Here is a 19365-nt window from a genome sequence, read left to right on the forward strand (position 1 = left end):
GCCGTCGCCAGTTTGACTCAGGACGACGCAAAAGCCATCGCCATCGATTGTCCCTCTGTCTCATTGGCGGTTCCGACCGTGCGCGGCGGCGTTCAGGTCATCTACGGAAGCAACAACTGGGCGACGACGGTTCAGGGTGTGACACCAGATTACGTGACGCTTCGGGATTACGCCATGATGTACGGCGACTTCTTCACCACTCAGGATGTCGATTCGGCCGCCAAAACCGCAGTTCTCGGTGAGACCGTGGCGAAAAATCTGTTCGGCGATGCGGATCCGACAGGTAATACCGTCATCATCAAGAATGTGCCCTTCACCATCACGGGTGTTCTGGCACCAAAAGGTCAATCGCCGACAGGACAAGACCAGGACGACATCATCCTGCTGCCCATCTCCACCGCGACTCAAAAAGTGATTGGCGCCAATAAAGCGAACGCGAAAGCCGTGGGCCAAGTGATGGTGCAGGCGATCAGCCCCCAGGCAATGGATCAGGCGATGCAGGAGGTTGAAGGACTTTTGCGCGAACGGCACAAGATTGAAGCGGGAGCAGACGACGATTTCACCATCCGAAATCTCACCGAAGTTTTCCAGGCGCAGGAAACGTCCGCCCAGGTGATGTCGATACTGTTGGGCGCGATAGCATCCGTTTCGCTGGTTGTCGGCGGCATCGGAATTATGAACATCATGCTGGTCTCTGTAACCGAACGGACGGCCGAAATCGGACTTCGTCAGGCCGTTGGCGCCAAGACACGCGATATCCTGCTGCAATTCCTGGTCGAGGCCGTGACGCTGTCACTGCTCGGCGGAATCATCGGTATAGCGGCCGGTCTGACTGCTTCCGTACTGATTTCATACTTTGCACATTGGTCCACTCAGGTCAGCATGCTCGCCATTGCCCTGGCGTTTTTGTTTTCTGCGCTCGTGGGAGTGTTCTTTGGCTACTACCCCGCGCGCAAGGCTGCCTTTCTGGATCCGATCGAGGCTCTGCGTTATGAGTAAGCAATCGCCGAATGGATCGCGACGATGAAAAGGGATGACGGGTGGTTCCACTAATCACTTAAGTCACGCTGCAGGCGTCCGCTACCAGCCGCCGACTGACAGTATTTTAAGCGCTGCAGGATCCGCAGCTTGCCTCCCCTGGTGAGATGCAGAGCCCGCGTATAATCATCGGCGGCTTCGTCCCACTTCCCTTGCGCTTCCAGGATACGGCCTCTGTTGTAGAATGCCGGGGCGTCTTCCCGAAGTCTTAGCGCTTGTGTCAAATTCCTCAGCGCGGCCTCGAGCTCGCCGCGCTTGAAAAGAACCGTTGCAAGGTTTATCCAGGCGTCCGGCAGCGACGGGTCGGCCTTGATCGCCTTCGTGAAGGCCTCATATGCCGGATCGGAACGGCCTGCCTTCATCTCCAGCAGTCCATGCAGACACAGCAGACGCGGGTGAGCCGGCCGTAGCCGCAGCGCGGCCTCGACATCGCCACGTGCCGCGTCGAAATCTCCGCGCTCGTAAAGCAAGTAGGCGCGATTGTTCAGCGCTTCGACGTGGCCGGGCGACAGGACTAGAACATAGTCATACGCGCGAAGTGCCGATTTCTTTCGCCCCAGCTGAACCAGCGTGTGGGCCAGGTTGAAATACGGCTCCGGGTAAGGAGGGCTTGACCGGATGGCTGCATCATAGTCCCGCAGCGCTTCTTTATACCGGCCCGCCCGATGATGAAGGAGGCCACGGTCCAGGTACGCTTCTGATTCGCAGGGGCGCTGCCGCACCAGAGTCGTCAGATCCTCTATGGCCTGGTCGTTTTGGTGGCGGGCGATATAAAGCCGCGCCCGATTGTGCAAAAGAATCACGCTTTCCGCGTTATACCTCTCCGGCGCTTCCTTCGCCATGTAGTCCAGGGCTTCGCACAGCAACTGGCAGGCAACCTCGGAGTGCCCTGTGCGCAGTTCTACCAACGCCATCGTATTGCGCAAGAAGGCTAGAGTCACGGCCCTGGAGTCGGCCGGCGGAAGCATTTCTGCGAACTGAATGGATCTTTCCACCCAGGCTCTCGCCGCGGCATAATCTCGTCGCGATGGCTCATACCATCGTGCGAACAGCATTGCTTTGGCATAACTCGTATGTGTGAGCAGCGCCGGATCCTGGCTCCGGGCGAGGTTCTCCTCACAGACAGCCTCTACTTCCCGAAGCCGGCCCAGCTTGAGGAACGAGAACAAAATATCGTGCGTGAACTGGCAATACGTCATGCCTTGATCTTCCGCGGCGAGCATTCGCCGGCCGCGCGATGCCCAATCCAGAGCGGCCTCGTAATAGGCGAGGTCCATGCAGCGCTTTGAGGCGGCCAGCAGGGGTTCGGGTGCGCCGCCCGCCTGCTCGTAGTGCAGGGGGAGTGCGCCGAGCCTTCTTGACCGGTGATTTTCCAGCTGTGCGGCTCGCGTCAGGTGCAGCTGTCTACGATGGGCTTCCGGCAAGCCCGCATACGCAAGCTTTCCCAACAGGCAGTCCGAGGTGCAGTCGGATTTCACATAATCGTTCGCTAGTGAGCATCGAGCCAAAGCCGGCATCCGCTCGAGCGCCTCATTGATGAACTCAGCCAAGCCTGCGGCGGGCGGAGGAACTGCCGGAACATCGAGGAAACGAGAAAGGTCGGCGAGCACCATCCATTCCCCGGCCCATCGGGAACCCACAGGTTGCAGTTCTGTCTTTGTGGCGTACGCCTTCAGCGCGGACAAGAGCGGGTCACCCAGCTCGTCACAGGAGCTGCCCACTCGAACGGTCAAGCGTGCCGGATCCGCCCGGCGCAATAGTACGGCCAGGAGTTCCCGATCGAGAGGATCCGCGTGATCGGCGTTTTCGAACGATACGGCGAGGCGGCGCGACGGCGACCGCCTGGCATAGTCTAGAAGAAACTCCGTCAAACCGTGCGCCAGTCGCAAAGTCCACGAGCGCGCCTTGCCGTCACGGGAAGCGGAAAAGCACTTTGCGGCTTCTTGGCTCGCGGAAAGAGGGGTTACCAGTTCAGGAGAGAGACATAAGAGCGTAGGCTGATGCTTTGCCGTAAAACGCCGCGCGAGTGGACCGCTTTGCAGCAGTAGACGCACCAGCTGCCGGGCCGCAGTATACGGTCCACGGAGATTTTGGTGCGCATCGACTTCGAGCCAGTCCGCTCCGGAGTCCCGGGGTGCAGAGTCCCGATCGGCTCGGAAGGGAGCAACTACCCACTCATGTCGAGGAGCATGGGCGTGCATGCTGAGACCAGTGATAGCTGCCCCAGGAATTCATTCCGTGATGCAGGGGTCGGCCGAACTGAAGACTCCCCCGGAAATCATGTCGAGGGTTGACGGATCGAGTTCTTCCGCTTCCGTGTTCTCGGCCTGTTTGGGTTGACCTGCTTCCGCTTTCTTTGCGTCTTCAGTTGGCATAAAACATCTCCTTTGGTTGCTTTCTCTTGAGTTGAGTTGGATGGAGCGGATGCTAACATCGTTTGCCGCGATCCGTCAACGCGCCGAGCGAACCGGTCAACGTAATTGGCTGTCCATTTCTGCCCCCATCCAGCTCGCGCATGATTCTTCAGCATACAACATCGCCGTATCAGCGACGGCGCAGCCCGCTTCGTCATGCGTTTCGCAACCTTTGAGACAGTACTCGCGGCCATCATTTCTGATATTGAGCTTTTGCGGGATTCCAGTACTGGAGCAGGTTGATCGCTGCATAGCGGAAATGCAACTTGAAAGTTGTGAACTGTCTGTTGCATGGCGCGACTGCAACCTGAAACTTGTGAACTGTCTGCTGCAGGGCACGTCTGCAACCTGAAACTTATGGACTGTCTGTTGCATGGCGCGACTGGAACTTGAAACTTGTGGACTGTCTGCTGCAGGGCACGACTGCAACCTGAAAGTTGTGAACTGTCTGCTGCAGGACGCGACTGCAACCTGAAACTTATGGACTGTCTGCTGCAGGGCGCGACTGCAATCTGAAAGTTGTGAACTGTCTGCTGCAGGACGGGAATGCAATGTGAAAGTTGAGAAGTGTCAGCTGTAGGGCCGGGATGGAATCTGAAAGTTGGTAATTATCAGCTGCGGGAAGGTGCATTGACGGTGTGCTGTTTTTCCATTCCTTCAAAAATATTTTTATCGAGCCTAATACATTCCTTCCATTGAGGTTGGCTCCCACCTCTAGCCCAAAAACCCACCCAAGTTCCGCGGACTTTTCCTTTTTGCGGTGATTTACACAGTATGGGGCAAAACTTTCGAAGCCCAAGACGGAGGGAACGATGACAAACAGGTCCATTTGCCTGGATCGGGATCTGGCATTCAGTTCGTAAACAGATGTTCCGGACCACGAACGCCACGAACAGGGCGGCAAGCATTACTCGCTGTCGGACTGGCCGGCATTTCTTTTTGACTGAAGGGGGTGCTTGTCCTGGACAGAGCATTGACGTCATTCGCTATTCACGATTCAATGATGGAAAGAGGAGAAAATAATGATGATCACTGAGAATCAGAGGCAAGACATCGTAAACAAGGTAATGTTTTCGGCTGGGGACATTCAGGTTGCTGCTGATGAATTGCTTGTCGCTGTTCCTGAGGGAACTGCGATGTCCAGTTTGCTCATCGCAAACCGTCTTTTAAAAACCGTCAACTCGGAGATGGAAAAACAGATTCAATCGCTGGAATCGGACTTAACCAGGACGGAGAGTCTTGTCGGCCAGCTCAGACAAGAATCAGAGGCGCATGAAAAGAAAAACATCCGGCTTGAAATGGTTATCAGTAGCGCACTCGGAAAAGCAGCATTTGTTTAATGCCCGATATCAGTACGGCGCCTTCACCTTGTATGAATGACGCGTTGAAAAAGGAGACCGTCCGTTTCGTGTGGGATCACAGTTTCCCGCCCAGACGCTGGATTTCCCGTTCAAGGTCTGCAAAATCCTTGAGTATGTGAACGCCCCGGACCCCGAGACTGAGATTCGGCGGATTCACGCCAACCCAGACTTCGACGTTGCTGGGGAGGTTCACACGCACGGACCGTAACTGCTGGTCGCGTATGGACCGGTCTTCAAAAGTCGTAATAGAGAGAAGCACAATGTTCGCGCCGGAGCGCTTTGCCGCATAAGCTATCTCATTTGCGGGTAGATTGGGACCGAGGTGAATGACGCCCATACCGGCGCCGGCTGAAAGAATGGCGGCGGCGAGAATTCCGAATTCATGCAGATCGCCGCTTAGCGTGCAGGTCATTAGGACGGCAGGTGGATTCGACGCTGAGTAGATGCGCAGCATGCCCGAGAGCAGGTTCCTCAATAACTGCGACACGAGGTGTTCCTGGGCGATGCGTAGACGTTGCTCATGCCATTGTTCGCCGACAATCCGCATCAACGGAAGCGCAACCGTATAGATCAGGTCGCGCGGCGGCATTAAGGACGCAAGACGTACGAGTTCCCGATCTGCGCCGCCATAGTCGAAGCCGGAGATGGCATTCAGAATGGTTTCCAATGGCTTCTCACTTTGAAAGGCGGTGCGGGACTCCGTGGCCCGCGAGTTGAGACCGGCCAGCTCTTTGTTGGAAAGACGCGCGGCCTGTCCGATCGAATGGCCGCTGTCGAGCGCCTGTCGCAACAACGAGAGGCGCTCCACGTCGGCCTCGCTGTAGAAACGTATGCCTTCTTTCCGCAGAGGCTGCACCGCGGCGTAACGCTTTTCCCATGCGCGAAGCGTGTCGATACTCAATCGCGTCAGTTTTGCCGCCGCTCGGATCGGATAGAGGTTTTTGTCAGCCTTCGAATTCTTCATTGATCGATTATATGTGCTGGATTCGCGCCCAAAACCGAGGCGACCGAAGTCAGTATGAGGTGATAAATCATGACCACCCGTGAAGTTCCACCCGAACGGGTTTACGCGTGTAATCCCGGAAGCGTAAATGGTGCGGGCGAATACATCCTTTACTGGATGATTGCCAGCCGGCGCCGGAACTGGAACTTCGCTCTTCAGCGCGCGGTGCACTGGGCCGAGGAATTGCGGAAGCCGCTGTTGGTGCTTGAGGCTCTAAGCTGTACTTATCCGTGGGCAAGCTCAAGATTTCACACCGCACTGATGCAGGGCATGCGCGACAATCTCCAGAGCTTCGAGCACTCTGGGGCCACTTACTACCCATTCATCGAACGATTTCCTTCACACGGCGAAGGGCTGATGCACACGTTGGCGGAGTCCGCATGCGTCGTGGTAACGGACGATTTTCCGGCATTCGAAATCCCCCGATGGATAACGGCCGTGGCCGTACGTTCCAGGGTGCTGGTCGAAAAAGTGGATTCGAACGGCATTTTTCCGATGCGTTCAACGGATCGCCTGTTCACTTCGGCGTACAGTTTCCGCCGATTCCTTCAAGCGGTATTGCGGCGACACCTGGAACAATTTCCGCTGCCTGACTCCCTGGCAGATGTCGAATTGCCAGAAGGAGTGTGCCCGCCGCAGATCCAGCGGCGCTGGCCCGCAGCGACTTTGATGGAACTCTCTTCACCGCACGCTCAGACGGCCACAATTCCGGTGGACCAATCCGTCCCAACGGTAAGTTCCTTTGCTGCTGGAGCAAGAGCAGCGTGCGGTCGTTTGAAGACCTTCATGGAGCGTGGTCTACCGGCATACATCGAATCTCGCACCCAGCCCGAAGCGGATACTTCCAGCGGCTTATCGCCATACCTCCATTTCGGACACATATCGGCGCACCAGATTTTTCGGGCGGTCACGAGTCGCTCGAATTGGACGCCGGAGAAGTTGCGGGGGAAACCGACGGGAGGCCGTGAAGGTTGGTGGGGCGTTCCTCTGGATACAGAGGCTTTTCTGGATCAACTCATCACATGGCGCGAAATCGGATTCAACATGTGCGCACATTCCACAAACTATGCGAGTTACGATTCACTGCCGGCATGGGCCAGGAAAACTCTCTCCGAGCATGCGGCCGACCTCCGGCCAAAGCTGTATTCGCCCGGCGAACTGGAGAACGCCAGGACCCACGACCCGTTATGGAATGCGGCCCAACTGCAGTTGGTGCAAGAAGGACGGGTTCACAACTACCTCCGAATGCTGTGGGGCAAAAAGATCCTGGAATGGTCGCGTTCGCCCCAGGACGCTCTGGAAATCATGATTCATTTGAACAATAAGTATGCTCTCGACGGCCGAGATCCGAATTCCTACTCCGGCATCTTCTGGACGTTGGGCCGCTATGACCGGCCATGGGCGCCCGAGCGTCCGATTTTCGGGAAGATCCGCTACATGAGCTCCGGCAATACCGCCCGGAAAATGAGGGTGCGCGGTTACGTTCAGCGCTACACCAAGGAATGAGACTCTTTACGATGAAGACCGAGCAATGGATGCCGCGGCAGCTGGATGAATTGTTTTCGTTCTTTGCCGACGCGGAGAACCTGGAACAACTGACACCGCCCTGGCTGCATTTTCGCATTGTGAGTCCTGCAATAGAGATCCGCGCCGGTACGTTGATCGATTACCGGCTGCGGGTTCACGGGATTCCGCTGAAATGGCAGAGCAAAATCACGGGTTGGAAGCCGCCGTTCCGGTTCATCGATGTGCAGACTCGGGGACCCTATCGGGCGTGGATTCACGAACACACGTTTGAAGCCAGCAAAGGCGGGACTTTGATGAAGGATCGGGTTCAATATGCGGTGGTCGGTGGAGCGCTAGTCCGTAAATTTCTGGTGGCTCCAGACCTGGAGAGGATCTTCAGCTTTCGCAAGGTTCGGCTCGAATGCCTTTTTGGGGGCGACCATTGATGGTTGCAGAAAGCTCTCGCTTTCGCATCGGAATCTCACCTTGCCTGCTCCAACCGGGCTGAGAAGACTTGACGTATATTCTAACGCCAAGGATACAGCGTCGACAGGGCACTTGCAGCCGACAATACAACGGTTGGATGTAGCGCGGTCGGGCTGGACCGAATCCGTGTAACAGCTGAAGTTCCCGAACCGGCCGGCCTGCTGTTGCTTGCCGCCGGCCTCTCAGGTTTGGCGTCGTTGCGCATCGCCGGCATCGCCAACCGATGCTGAAGGTGCGTCCGGGCTGCGCCTGCCGATCGTTGGATTCCGACTTCAGCCGTGCATGGGGGATGTTCAACGGATGCTGCTTGCCCGATAGACCTCGTCAACAAGTAACTCGGCGCCAAGAGTATCGACGGCGACTTGCCGGCCGGCTACTGCGACTCTCATCGTCCATTCATTACTGCCGGCCCGGCTATGTACGGTGATACGGCGCTCGCGGTGGGAAACGACGATGTACTCGCGTAGTGTGGGGATCGTCTTATAGGCTTCGAGTTTTACCGTCTTGTCGTATTCCTCGGAAGAATCGCTGGTGACTTCGAGCAGTACAGAAGGGTTCAGCGCGGTGTCCTTGGGGCCAGGTGTATGGTGCTTGATGGCGCCGCAAATTACAGAGCCGTCCGGGAAAGTCGCCAATCCGATGGCTTCGACATAGATCCTCAGATCCGATGTGTGGACGCGGCCGGGTTTGTCTCCTCGCGCGTTCCCGAGAATTCTCAATACCTCGGCGGCTAGCGCGGAATGCTCTTCGGTTCCGCCCCCCATTGCATAAATCTCGCCATCCAGGAATTCGTGTCTAGTGGGGCTATCCTGTTCGACGGCTACGTAATCGCTATAGGTGTACCGGTGAAGCGGCCTTGCCATTTGCCTCCATTCTATATCGAGTTCGAATAATGCTGGATTGTGTTCCATAGAGGGTTGTCCTCCATTGCAACTGTTCAACCTGCCGCAGATGTAATAGCGCAGCTGAGGTTACGCCGCTACCGGCGCGGAGCGTGTGCGCCGGTGCCAGTATTCCAGCGCGGCGAAGAGAAGGACGGCCGGGACGCCGGCCAGCCCGCAGCCGATGAAGAAGATGCCGTAGGCGTGAATCAGGCCGTGGGTTGCGCTCAGGTTTTCCACGGCGGCGCCGGAAAATCCTTTCAGGATTTTTCCAAGCCAGGAGTATGTCGAACTCAGGAGGGCATATTGTGTCGCGGTATATCCCAGGTTGGTCAGGCTCGACATGTAGGCCACGAGAGCGACACCGGCGAAACTGATGCCGAAGTTATCCCCGATCATCACCAGCGCAAACACCGGTACGCTCGCGCTGACATAAGCGAGGACGGCATAGGCGGCAATCGAGGCCGCCTGCACGAAGCCGGCGATGATGAGCGTCCGCATGTAACCCAGCTTCAACGAGCAGAACCCGCCGGCGGCGATTCCCGCGAAAGTCGCGATAATACCGACGGAGCCGCGGACCACGCCGACGGTGTCCTTCGAGAGGCCGATATCGTGATAGAAAGGGTTCGACATCGGTCCCATGACGAAATCCGGCACACGGTACAGACTGATCGCTGCAAGCATCAGAAGCGCGAGCCATCCATGCGCCCGGCAGAACGCGATGAACGGTCCAACGACCGCATCGAGGAATCCGCGCGGCGTCCACAGCGGCGCCTCCCGCTCTTTCTCATCGATCATCGCGGCCGCCAGCGCCGGCTCCTTCGCGAAACACGTGGCGGCGATTCCGGCCGCCATCAGCACGCCATAGATCCCATAAGACATACGCCAGCCCAGGCGCACGGCCAAAATCAGGATCAGCGAGTCCGTTGCGCGGAGAGCAACCTGATAGCCGAGCTGATAAGCCGAAGCGAGCAGGCCCTGTTCGTCATTGTTGTCCGCCGCCTCGATGCGCCACGCATCGATCACGATGTCCTGCGTCGAGGAGGCAAAGGCCACAATAAGAGCGAATGCACCAAGCCGGCCCAGCCCGGCATGCGCGCCGACGCTGCCCATGCCGATCAACGCCAGCCCGACCAGTATCTGAGCAAACAACATCCAGCCTCGACGGTGTCCTAACCGCGAGAACAGCGGCAGGTCGAGGCGGTCCATCAATGGCGCCCACAGGAATTTCAGGGAATACGCGATACCCACCCAGGAAAGAAAACCAATCGCTGTCAGCGCCGTTCCTTCATCGCGCAGCCAGTAGCCGAATGTATTGCCGACGAGAAGAAAGGGCAGCCCTGAGGAGAATCCAAGCACCAGCATCGTCAATGTCTTGGGCCGCATGTAATCGGCGAACCGGTGCTTGCGCGGATTCACGACCTCATTGTCTCCTGAGGGCTGCCGAAAACTCAACGGCAACGGATCGCCAAAGCTGCGGCTCGAGTGGGGGTGGGGGGCGAGCCCTGAAATATCTATAATGTCTCTCTTATGGAATATCGAAAGCTTGGCTCTTTGAACGTTTCCCTTGTCGGTATCGGATGTAACAACTTCGGCTGGCGCACGGACGCCGCCGGCTCCGCAACCGTCGTCGATGCGGCGCTCGAGGCCGGCATCAACTTCTTCGACACCGCCGACGTTTACGGCGGCGGGCAGAGTGAAGAGTTTCTCGGAAGGGCCCTCAAGGGCCGCCGCGATAAAGCAATCATCGCCACGAAGTTCGGAATGAAGATGGGCGACGGCAAAGAAGGTGCGGCCCCCCAATATATCCATCAGGCGCTCGATGCCAGTTTGAAGCGCCTTCAAGTCGACACGATCGATCTTTATCAAATTCATCAGCCCGATCCGAAGACGCCGATCGCCGATACGATGCAGGCCCTGGACGACGCGGTGAAGGCCGGCAAGGTGCGCGAGATCGGCTGCTCGAATTTCTCAGCCGAACAGATGCGCGCAGCCCGCGGCGTGACCGGCCCGCGGCATTTCGAAAGCGTGCAGAACGACTACAGCATGATGAAGCGCGACGCGGAGAAAGAAGTCCTGCCTGAATGCAAGCGCACCGGTGTCGCGTTCCTGCCGTACTTTCCGCTCGCGAATGGGTTGCTGACGGGAAAGTACCGCAAAGGCAAACCGCTTCCCGAGTCGAGCCGCGGCAAGGATGCCTTCGGCCCGAAGGTTTTCACTCCGGAAAACATCGAGCGCGTGGAAACCTTGATCGCATTCTGCGAATCCCGCGGCTACTCCCTGCTGGACCTCGCCTTCTCCTGGCTCGCCGCTCATTCCGAAGTCGCCAGCGTGATCGCCGGAGCGAAAACGGCCGATCAGGTCCGCGCCAATAGCCAGGCAGCATCATGGAAACTGACGCCGTCGGATCTGGCCGCAGTGCAGAGGCTTCTGTAAGGCTGCCGTGCCTGCGGCACGACTCTCCCCCTGTATCAGGGGGACAGTCGACTCTCCCCCTGATACAGGGGGAGAGCCCGCGCAAAGCGCGGGCAGGGGGTCGCTCACACACCATGTTGAAATCGAGGAGAGTTTGTCCGGTTAAATCCCGCGGCTGCACACCCGCGCTGTGACCAGCAACTGCCCGACATGCCGTTGCGTGTGCTCCGCTGCATGCACCAGAAGCCCCAAGGTGGTGGACGGCAACTTCGCGCGGCCGACCGCACGATACTCCGTCAATGTCTGTTTGTCCGTTTTTCTGAGCTGCTCCAGCGCGCGATCCACCTGAGCGTGAAACCTCTCGAGCATCTCACGTGAGCTGATCTCCGGATCCTCCTTGCCTTCCGCCGTGAGCGCCGCTGCCTGCTGTTCGTCGAGCGGATTTCCCCGCGCATACGTGAACAGCCGGTCGAGCACACCGGCGAGATGCTGGAGATGGAATCCGACCGATGCCACTCCTGCGGGACGTTCCCATAATCGTTCTTCCGGAAAGCCATCCATCTCGGCAGTGACTTCTTCGCGAGCCTGCAAGAGCGCGTGCGCCACCGGCTGCAGCAGGGCCGGGATATCCGGCAACGGACCTCTTAACCACACTTCAAGCATAGGAGGAGTCTATCCGTAAATTGTGGCTCGCGCACATTCCCCTCCTTCGATAAGGAGGAGAATGTGCGTGCCCGACAATTCATTTATATAGACCGCGCCTTGGATTCTGAAAATTCGAGTAACATACACCACACAACGGAGGACCGAATGAAACCACTCGCAGTCGTCATTGGAATTGTTGCAGCCATGCTGGCCGGCATCACGATGGCCTCGGCACAGACACCCGCCCCAACCATCGACGGATTGGTCGGGGCCGCAAAGAATGCGGCCGGCACCGACTGGGCCGGTACGTTTCTCCGTCTGTGTATTCCGCCGCCGCCCGCTCCAGCTCGAGGCGCCGGTGGCGGTGCTGGGCGTGGCTCAGCCGCGCGAGGAGCGGCTCCGGCGCCGCCTGCGAAAGATACCTGGTATGCCGAGCCGGCGAAAGTGGCCGACAACCTTTATTTTCTCGGTACGAAGATTCACAGCGCCTGGGCGATCGTCGGCAGCGACGGCATCATCGTTCTTGAAGCGCTCTTCGACTATGCCGCGCAGGACGAGATCATCGACGGCATGAAGAAGGCCGGTCTGGATAAAAATAAGGTGAAGTACATCATCATCTCGCATGCTCACGCCGATCACGACGGCGGCGCCAGGCTGCTGCAGGACGCGATGCCCGCGGCACACCTCGTTTATGGCGCAGAGGACTGGGATTCGGTGGACAAATCCGCGAACCACGCCGGAGGTAAACCGAAGCACGACATGGTTGCCACCGACGGCATGAAGTTCTCCGTCGGCGATACGTCGCTCCAGGTCCTCACGATGCCCGGCCACACTCCCGGCACGCTCTCGTTCCTCTTCGAGGTTAAGGACAACGGCAAGCCGCTACGCATCGCCTACATCGGCGGGACGGCAATCCCGTTCAACGGCACCCCCGCTTATTACGACGGCTACCTCACTTCATCCCGGAAAGTGGCTCGCGCCGCAGCGGATTTCGGCGCAACGGCCTTGATGTCAAATCATACCGAGTTCGACAACGCGTATTTCAAAGCGCATACCGCTGCCGATCGGAAACCCGGAGAAGCCAACCCGTTCGAGGTCGGCAAAGCCGCGGTCGCGCGTTACTTCACCGTCGTTCAAGACTGCACCACTGCGACGATGATGCGTGCCGCGGGCCAGAAATAGGGCGTCGGCGCGATGGGTTTTGAATTGTGGAACCTTGCTTGCACTCCTCGGCGCCTGGAGGATGCAATGAGTCCATACGCAGTTCAACACAAGACGCAAAACCACTTGCTCGATATCCCGAGCGCCGCATTTCAGGCCGGTTATTCGACGCGCCATTTCCGCAGAATTATCGAGGAAGACCGCATTCCGGTCGTGCGGATCGGGCAAAGAGATTTCATCACTGCGAATGCCCTGGAGGCCTGGAATGAGACCCACGGCGAATTCCGGCTTGACGAGTGCATCAAGCAAGTTGATAGATTGTTGCAGGAAGAGGCGCGCCGTACGCCCGAGCCGGTCCCGAGCTTCGACGACGAAGAATAGAATTGCCTTACGTCCGGGGAGCCAGCGGCACTGACAGATCCGTGAACGGCGCGTCAAAATGTAGTCGCGGGCTTAGCCCGCGTTCCAGTTTGGAATCATCGTTGACTCGCCCTATCGCGCCGGCGCCTGCGGCCGGAAACGCCACAGCGTGCTGTTAAAGCCAAAGCCGGCGACTTGAATCCGGCCGTCCGGAAGAAATCCGGCGGCGTGAACGTCGAATGACGGGTCGATCGGCAACTTGTCGACTTTTCCCGACTCCGGATGCAGAAGGCCGGCGGCCCAATTGAAACTGCCGACGGCCAGTGGCATCAGGATGGCGCCATCGGCGCGGATCGCGTTCGGAGTTAAAAAATAAACCAGTCGCACGCCGGGAAAAGACAGCGGCGTTTCTGCTCCCCCGTCGAGAGGCATTCGGACCAGCCGGATGCCTTCTTTATCGCTACGCTCTACCACCAGATACTTTCCATGGGGATCGACGCCGACGCTGCCGGCCTCCCCCATCATGCGCGGTTCGCCATCCTCCGCAGGCATGGTCCACAAATGGTCTCCGATAGTGTAATAAAGCGCCTTTCCATCAGCGGAAGCTGCCAGGGTGCTCACTTTCGAACCGTCCACTTTCGTCAGCCGTCTCAGAATCCGGCCATCGGCAATCGATGCAATGGCGATCTGGCGCGATGCTCCGGAGCCGATGACGAAAGCGATCGCATCAGTGCCGGCCAGGGCGATCGGCCCACTCGTTTCCTCCGAAGTCTGGATAAACGGCTGCAGGTCTGTACCTGGTTTTCCCAGCAGTAAGCGGCCGCGCCCTCCCACGACGGCCTGCACTATGACGCGGCCGTCGGCTATCGGCGGCGGCGTGAAGTCGGGTGTGGGCGCGTCGATGTGGACGATCTGTTCGGGCACCGCTGACGCCGAGGCCAGCTGCAGCATCTCAAACGGCCGGGATAACTGGTCCAGATAAATCGACCCGTCCGGACCGGCGTCGATTGCGGATGTGAAGTTCGTGGTAGAAATCAAAGTTCGCGCATCACCGCCGGTGCGAGGGATCTCAATGATCTCTTGCAAATCCCCGGCTTGTCCCGCTACGAGGATGAAGCGGTCGTCTTTGGAAACAGCCAGCTTCGGGACGAAGCCGGAGAACATATCCAGATCGATGTTCGACATGATGCGGCGCGTTGTTTTCGTGTTGAGATCGACGGTATACAAGTGATTTTTAGAATCCGGCTGGTCTGCCGCGATGCCCCAGAAGAGCGCTTCTTTCCCGTCTTTGAATGCGGGAGTGGTCTGCGAGTCGGATCCGACAAGCATCGCGGGATACGAATCGACGCGACCCGTCTCCGGCCAGAAGCGATAGAGCTGATAATGGCGGCTCGGGTTGATGCGGGCAACCAGCAGGCTTCCGTCAGGCAGCACCTCCGGATTCGCGGCGTCATCCAGGACGAGGCGTTCGCTGCCTCCCAGCGCAGGCACGCTGAATACGCCCCGGGGGGAACCATCGATGCGGCCGTAGTAGATCCGGGTGCTGTCTGGGGACCACGCAACATTGGTGGGATAACCGTGAGACCGGTCGTGGGTCAGGATCGTCCAGTCGCCGGAGTCGGGATGGATCACGCCGACCTGAGAGGTTCCTTCGACAAGCGCCACGAATGCGACGAGGCGGCCGTCCGGTGAAACACGAGGCTCCCCCGCAATATTAGGGCCTCCGAGGCGAGTTCCAAGCCATGCTGTTTCGGCCGGGCGTTTCATGGCTAACCACACAACTGCCGCCGCAAGAGCAACCGTCATGGCCGCAAGAATCAGCGATAAATAAGGACGCTTCGCCGTCCGTCCGGCTGCGGCTTCCGCTGCTGCCGGTGGCGGCGAGTGCAGTCCTCGAATGATGTCTTCAATCGCGAGCCGCGCATCGCCCGCGTCGCGCAGGCGCCGTCGAACATCCTTCTGCAGGCATCGAGCCATCAGCTCGCGCAATCGCGGCGGCGTTGTAGCCGGCAGATCCTGCCAGCTCACGTCGCGCGAAATAATGGACGCCATGATGTCCGGAATGGTCTCGCCGCCGAAAGCCTGCCGGCCCGTCAGCATTTCGAACAGGACGCAGCCGAAGGCCCAGATGTCCGTGCGCTTGTCGACGGCCTTGCCGCGCGCCTGCTCCGGACTGAGGTAGGCCGGCGTTCCCAGAATCATGCCCGGAACGGAAGCCGTCATCATTGTCGGGGAATGGGAAAAAGAAGTGGCTTCCTGTTCCTGAAGCGGCTTCGCCAGGCCAAAGTCCAGTACCTTCACTTTACCGTCGGGCGTCAGTTTGATGTTGGCGGGTTTCAGGTCTCGATGGATGACGCCGCGTTCGTGCGCTGCTTCGAGCCCCTCCGCGATCTGCGCTGCAATCGGTAAAGCATCTTCGACCGGGATCGGGCCTGACGCAATGCGCTCCGAGAGAGTTTCTCCCTCTACCAGCTCCATCACGATGCATCGCGTGCTCCCGGATTCTTCGAAACCGTAGATCTGAGCGACGTTGGGATGATTCAGGGACGCAAGCACCTGCGCTTCCCGTTTGAAACGCAGCAGGCGGTCCGCATCGTCCATGAAATCGTCGGGCAGCAGCTTGATCGCGACATCCCGCTGGAGCTTGACATCGCGAGCTCGAAACACCACACCCATGCCGCCTTCACCCAGGGCGGAGGTAATCTCATAAGGACCGATGCGAGTACCCGGCGTTATCGGCATGGCTTCCGGAATTATATCCGTTTAAGTTCAGATTAAGTTCAGAGCAGATTCCCCTCCTTTCCAGGGAGAGGAATCTGCTCGCCCGCGATTCATTCACACCTTCTACAGGTATAATGTGCGCGCTTATGCCGATCATCCGCAGACTGCAACTCGCGCTCCTCATCATGCTCATCGCCGGTTTTGCCGCCGGCGCCGCCGCGCAGCAGAATGCTGTTCCGCTGGAGACGGTTCTGGCGCGGGCATCCGAGTACGTGGCGCAGTACGAGGGCGAACTCGGCAATCTGATCGGCGCGGAGGAGTATGTCCAGTCCAGCGTATGGATGGATCAGAGCACTCCGCCCAAGGTCTTGATGCGTAGTCAGCGCAGAACGTCATCCGACTTTCTTATCATCCAGGTAGGCGATGAATGGGCGGCACTTCGGAAGGTCAATCGTCTCGACGGCAACAAAGTGAAGCAGACCGAGCCTTCGTTCGATCAGGCTTTCGACAATTCCCCGGCGGGCAACGTGAAGCTGCTCGATAACTTCAAGCAGGAAAGCACGCAGTACAACCTGGGCGATGTGCGCCGCGACATCAATCTGCCGACATTCGCGCTCCATGTGCTTCGTAAGAAGGAGCTGTCCCGGTTCTCCTTCGAACGGGCAGGCACCGCCAAAGTCGGCGGTGTTCAGGCCTGGAAAGTACGATTTCAGGAGATGACGGCGCCAACGCTCGTCGTCACTGGAAAAAATCAGCCGCTTTATTCGAAAGGCATGTTGTGGATCGAGCCCGACACGGGCCGCGTGCTTCAAACCGAATTCGACGTCGAGAGCCCTTCGCCCCGCTTGGATGCCTACATCGCCGTTGAGTATGGCGCCGGAAAGAACGTCAAGGTCCTCGTCCCGACCTCAATGGTAGAGCGCTATGAAAGCGCCTCTAATAAGGTGGAGTGCAGCGCCGGTTACTCCAACTTCCGGCCCTTCGAGGTCGATGTGAAATTCGAAATCGACGAGCCCAAATAGCATCCCGCCGGTCGAGCAACTCCTCAGCTTGACCAATTGCTGCAATCAAGGTTAAATCATGCGCGAGACACCCAGGCCAGTTCAGGAGAGATTTATGTCACGATCATTGCGCTACGCAATTGCTGCAGGTTTGCTGATTTCCGCATTACTGCTGATTCTGCCGCTGGCGGCGCAGAAGGGCGCGCTGCCGGGACAGTGGCAGTCCTATTCGGCGGATCATGGAAGCACAGGCTACTCGCCGATCGATCTGATCAACCGGGATAACGTCAAGAACCTCCAGGCCGCATGGAGCTGGAAGTTCGATAACTTCGGGAACACCAACTCGGAAGTGACGCCGATCATGGTCAACGGTATCCTCTATTTCCCGTTGAGTCCCCGGCGCACGATCGTCGCGGCGGATGCGGGCACCGGCGAAACGCTCTGGACGTGGAGGCCCCCGGAAGACCAGCGCGAGACTCGCGCCGCTCGCACCTATGCGCGCGGCGTCGCGTACTGGAAGGATGGCTCCGATGAGCGCATCGTGACGATCACGCCCGGGTTCCGGCTCGTCGCCCTCGACCTGAAGACCGGGCATCCCGTTCCCGGCTTCGGCCAGAACGGCGCCGTGGATCTCTTCGAGTCGCTGGATCTCGATTTCCAGGGCGACCTCATCGGCAGGATCGGCAACAGTTCGCCGCCCGTCATTTCCAATGGCGTCATCATGGTCGGTCCTGCACTGACTCCGAATACCCCTTCTTTCCATAACGTCAAGGGCGACGTGATGGGTTTCGACGCCCGCACCGGAAAGAAACTCTGGGTGTTCCACACGATTCCGCGCAAAGGCGAATTCGGCTATGACACCTGGCTGAACAACTCGGCCGACTACACCGGCAACACGGGGGTCTGGGGGCCATTCTCCACCGACGAAGAACTCGGCTATGCCTATCTCAACATCGAGGATGCGACGAACGACTTCTACGGCGGCCATCGTCCGGGCGCCAATCTCTTTTCGAATTCGCTGGTTTGTATCGATATCAAGACAGGAAAAAGAATCTGGCACCAACAGCTCGTCCATCACGACATCTGGGACTACGATATGCCGCCGGCGCCGATCCTCATCGATATCACGGTCGACGGCAGGCCGATCAAGGCCGTCGTGCAGACCGGCAAGCAGGCGCTGACCTATGTTTTCGACCGGACCAACGGAAAGCCTGTCTGGCCGATGCCCGAGACGCCGGTCAAGCAGACGGACATTCCCGGCGAATGGACGTCGCCGACGCAGCCCCTTCCGTCGAAGCCTCCAGCCTTCGGCCAGGTGGGGCTGCATGACAGCGACCTGATTGACTTCACTCCGGAATTGCATCAGCAGGCGGTTGCGGCGCTGAAGGCGTCCAACCTCCGCTATGGCGATGTCTTCATGCCGGGCTCGCTTGCAAATGCTCCCGACGGGACGCGCGGAACCGTCATGCTGTTCGGCGGCTCGAACTGGTGGGGCGGCAGAGCCGATCCGGAAACCGGCTTTGTCTATATCGCCGGGGCGACGAGTCCTTACGTCATCGCGCTGCATAAAAATACGCCTGCGGCGAATGCTCCGCCTCCGGATCCCAAGCTTCCCCCATTTGATTATGCCGGGGGCGGTGGCGCGCCGTTCCCGACGCTCCAGGGCTTGAGCATCATCAAGCCTCCCTACGGGCGAATCACCGCGTACGACATGAACAAAGGCACCATCGCATGGCAGATCGCGAACGGCGACACACCGGCGAATGTTAAAAATCATCCGCTCCTTCAGGGCTTGAACATTCCCAAGACCGGCACCGCGCGGCTGGTCGGAGTACTCCTCACGAAGACGCTGCTTTTTGCGGGCGACGGCACGAGCCCTGTGCTGCACGCTTACGACAAGAAGACCGGTGAAGATATCGCGCAGATCCCGATGCCCGGCATGCAGACTGGAGTCCCGATGACCTACATCCATCAGGGACGCCAGTTCGTTCTCATACCGGTTGGAGCAAATGCGCAAACCGGAACCGCGGCGCAGTTGGTAGCCTTCGCATTGCCCGCGCCCGGCGGCCGGGGAGGCCGTGGACAGAGGGGGCAGAGAGGGCAATAGTGTGAATGAATTAGTGCCGGAGGCGCGTCAGAGTATAGCCCCGGCCGAAAGGCCGGGAGTTGCACCAAGAGTCGCCCAGGTGGACATTCCCCGCCTTTCCAAGGCGGGGTGGCTGCGCCACTAATAAAACGGTCCCGTTCCTTAGCGGCGCAGACGGGGCGGTTAGTAACTTCGACAAAATAAGGTGCGCTGCGCGGTTCCTTGATAACCGCCCCGCCCTCGCGTTCTAACGGTTTGATCGCTCGGGCACCCCGCCTTGGAAAGGC

General features: G+C 58.7%; 16 protein-coding genes. 9 read left to right on the top strand and 7 right to left on the bottom strand.

Annotation, left to right across the window (positions count from 1 at the left end; all coding sequences use genetic code 11):
- Positions 1 to 999: ABC transporter permease (locus VGK48_28100; protein ID HEY2385056.1), on the top strand; the 999-nt coding region annotated here is incomplete at its 5' end.
- A gap of 50 nt (positions 1000 to 1049) precedes the next feature.
- Here VGK48_28100 and VGK48_28105 read toward each other — a convergent pair.
- Together VGK48_28105 and VGK48_28110 are read right to left on the bottom strand one after the other, a co-directional pair.
- Positions 1050 to 2927, bottom strand: coding sequence for a tetratricopeptide repeat protein (locus VGK48_28105; GenBank protein HEY2385057.1), 1878 nt, complete (start codon positions 2925 to 2927; stop codon positions 1050 to 1052).
- Between the two features lie 342 nt (positions 2928 to 3269).
- Entirely contained in the window at positions 3270 to 3413 is a 144-nt protein-coding gene (locus VGK48_28110; GenBank protein ID HEY2385058.1) for a hypothetical protein, read from the bottom strand.
- 1061 nt (positions 3414 to 4474) lie between these two features.
- On the opposite strand from VGK48_28110, the gene VGK48_28115 reads away from it, so the two are divergent.
- Complete coding sequence (locus tag VGK48_28115) at positions 4475 to 4792, top strand: hypothetical protein (GenBank protein ID HEY2385059.1); 318 nt, start codon at positions 4475 to 4477, stop codon at positions 4790 to 4792.
- A 76-nt stretch (positions 4793 to 4868) separates the two neighbouring features.
- On the opposite strand, the gene VGK48_28120 is transcribed toward VGK48_28115, so the two are convergent.
- Positions 4869 to 5777 carry a MerR family transcriptional regulator gene (locus VGK48_28120; protein HEY2385060.1) on the bottom strand — a complete coding sequence of 303 codons (909 nt, stop codon included), beginning with the start codon at positions 5775 to 5777 and terminating at the stop codon, positions 4869 to 4871.
- Positions 5778 to 5846: 69 nt separating this feature from the next.
- Here VGK48_28120 and VGK48_28125 point away from each other — a divergent pair, with 69 nt between their 5' ends.
- Together VGK48_28125 and VGK48_28130 are read left to right on the top strand one after the other, a co-directional pair.
- The gene (locus tag VGK48_28125) at positions 5847 to 7322 is read left to right on the top strand and encodes a deoxyribodipyrimidine photolyase (protein ID HEY2385061.1); all 1476 of its coding nucleotides are present in this window, start codon (positions 5847 to 5849) and stop codon (positions 7320 to 7322) included.
- A gap of 11 nt (positions 7323 to 7333) precedes the next feature.
- Positions 7334 to 7768 (top strand): SRPBCC family protein, encoded by a 435-nt coding sequence (locus VGK48_28130; GenBank protein HEY2385062.1) that lies wholly within the window; start codon positions 7334 to 7336, stop codon positions 7766 to 7768.
- Positions 7769 to 8101: 333 nt separating this feature from the next.
- Here VGK48_28130 and VGK48_28135 read toward each other — a convergent pair whose 3' ends face one another.
- Together VGK48_28135 and VGK48_28140 are read right to left on the bottom strand one after the other, a co-directional pair.
- A complete protein-coding gene (locus tag VGK48_28135; GenBank protein HEY2385063.1) occupies positions 8102 to 8671 on the bottom strand; it encodes a Uma2 family endonuclease in 570 nt (189 codons plus the stop codon).
- A gap of 108 nt (positions 8672 to 8779) precedes the next feature.
- Positions 8780 to 10108 carry an MFS transporter gene (locus VGK48_28140; GenBank protein ID HEY2385064.1) on the bottom strand — a complete coding sequence of 443 codons (1329 nt, stop codon included), beginning with the start codon at positions 10106 to 10108 and terminating at the stop codon, positions 8780 to 8782.
- 111 nt (positions 10109 to 10219) lie between these two features.
- Between VGK48_28140 and VGK48_28145 the strand changes: the two genes are divergently transcribed.
- Entirely contained in the window at positions 10220 to 11125 is a 906-nt protein-coding gene (locus VGK48_28145; protein ID HEY2385065.1) for an aldo/keto reductase, read from the top strand.
- Positions 11126 to 11266: 141 nt separating this feature from the next.
- Here VGK48_28145 and VGK48_28150 read toward each other — a convergent pair whose 3' ends face one another.
- Positions 11267 to 11767, bottom strand: a complete 501-nt coding sequence (locus tag VGK48_28150; protein ID HEY2385066.1) for a DinB family protein — start codon at positions 11765 to 11767, stop codon at positions 11267 to 11269.
- A 147-nt stretch (positions 11768 to 11914) separates the two neighbouring features.
- Between VGK48_28150 and VGK48_28155 the strand changes: the two genes are divergently transcribed.
- Complete coding sequence (locus VGK48_28155; GenBank protein ID HEY2385067.1) at positions 11915 to 12931, top strand: MBL fold metallo-hydrolase; 1017 nt, start codon at positions 11915 to 11917, stop codon at positions 12929 to 12931.
- Between the two features lie 66 nt (positions 12932 to 12997).
- Positions 12998 to 13291, top strand: a complete 294-nt coding sequence (locus tag VGK48_28160) for a hypothetical protein (GenBank protein ID HEY2385068.1) — start codon at positions 12998 to 13000, stop codon at positions 13289 to 13291.
- A 111-nt stretch (positions 13292 to 13402) separates the two neighbouring features.
- Here the strand turns inward: VGK48_28160 and VGK48_28165 are convergent, their stop codons facing one another.
- A complete protein-coding gene (locus VGK48_28165; protein HEY2385069.1) occupies positions 13403 to 16012 on the bottom strand; it encodes a protein kinase in 2610 nt (869 codons plus the stop codon).
- Between the two features lie 125 nt (positions 16013 to 16137).
- Between VGK48_28165 and VGK48_28170 the strand changes: the two genes are divergently transcribed.
- Both VGK48_28170 and VGK48_28175 read left to right on the top strand, forming a co-directional pair.
- The gene (locus VGK48_28170) at positions 16138 to 17013 is read left to right on the top strand and encodes a hypothetical protein (protein ID HEY2385070.1); all 876 of its coding nucleotides are present in this window, start codon (positions 16138 to 16140) and stop codon (positions 17011 to 17013) included.
- 94 nt (positions 17014 to 17107) lie between these two features.
- The gene (locus VGK48_28175; GenBank protein HEY2385071.1) at positions 17108 to 19099 is read left to right on the top strand and encodes a pyrroloquinoline quinone-dependent dehydrogenase; all 1992 of its coding nucleotides are present in this window, start codon (positions 17108 to 17110) and stop codon (positions 19097 to 19099) included.
- Positions 19100 to 19365 lie beyond the last annotated feature (266 nt).

The organism is Terriglobia bacterium, assembly GCA_036496425.1.
Taxonomy (GTDB): Bacteria; Acidobacteriota; Terriglobia; order 20CM-2-55-15; family 20CM-2-55-15; genus 20CM-2-55-15.

Excerpts from the sequence above, each read along its gene's own strand:
- VGK48_28130 (HEY2385062.1), top strand. The coding sequence starts at position 7,334 with ATGAAGACCGAGCAATGGATGCCGCGGCAGCTGGATGAATTGTTTTCG.
- VGK48_28150 (HEY2385066.1), bottom strand. The coding sequence starts at position 11,767 with ATGCTTGAAGTGTGGTTAAGAGGTCCGTTGCCGGATATCCCGGCCCTG.
- VGK48_28170 (HEY2385070.1), top strand. The coding sequence starts at position 16,138 with ATGCCGATCATCCGCAGACTGCAACTCGCGCTCCTCATCATGCTCATC.
- VGK48_28165 (HEY2385069.1), bottom strand. The coding sequence starts at position 16,012 with ATGCCGATAACGCCGGGTACTCGCATCGGTCCTTATGAGATTACCTCC.
- VGK48_28145 (HEY2385065.1), top strand. The coding sequence starts at position 10,220 with ATGGAATATCGAAAGCTTGGCTCTTTGAACGTTTCCCTTGTCGGTATC.
- VGK48_28175 (HEY2385071.1), top strand. The coding sequence starts at position 17,108 with ATGTCACGATCATTGCGCTACGCAATTGCTGCAGGTTTGCTGATTTCC.
- VGK48_28160 (HEY2385068.1), top strand. The coding sequence starts at position 12,998 with ATGAGTCCATACGCAGTTCAACACAAGACGCAAAACCACTTGCTCGAT.
- VGK48_28110 (HEY2385058.1), bottom strand. The coding sequence starts at position 3,413 with ATGCCAACTGAAGACGCAAAGAAAGCGGAAGCAGGTCAACCCAAACAG.
- VGK48_28135 (HEY2385063.1), bottom strand. The coding sequence starts at position 8,671 with ATGGCAAGGCCGCTTCACCGGTACACCTATAGCGATTACGTAGCCGTC.
- VGK48_28155 (HEY2385067.1), top strand. The coding sequence starts at position 11,915 with ATGAAACCACTCGCAGTCGTCATTGGAATTGTTGCAGCCATGCTGGCC.
- VGK48_28125 (HEY2385061.1), top strand. The coding sequence starts at position 5,847 with ATGACCACCCGTGAAGTTCCACCCGAACGGGTTTACGCGTGTAATCCC.
- VGK48_28115 (HEY2385059.1), top strand. The coding sequence starts at position 4,475 with ATGATGATCACTGAGAATCAGAGGCAAGACATCGTAAACAAGGTAATG.
- VGK48_28120 (HEY2385060.1), bottom strand. The coding sequence starts at position 5,777 with ATGAAGAATTCGAAGGCTGACAAAAACCTCTATCCGATCCGAGCGGCG.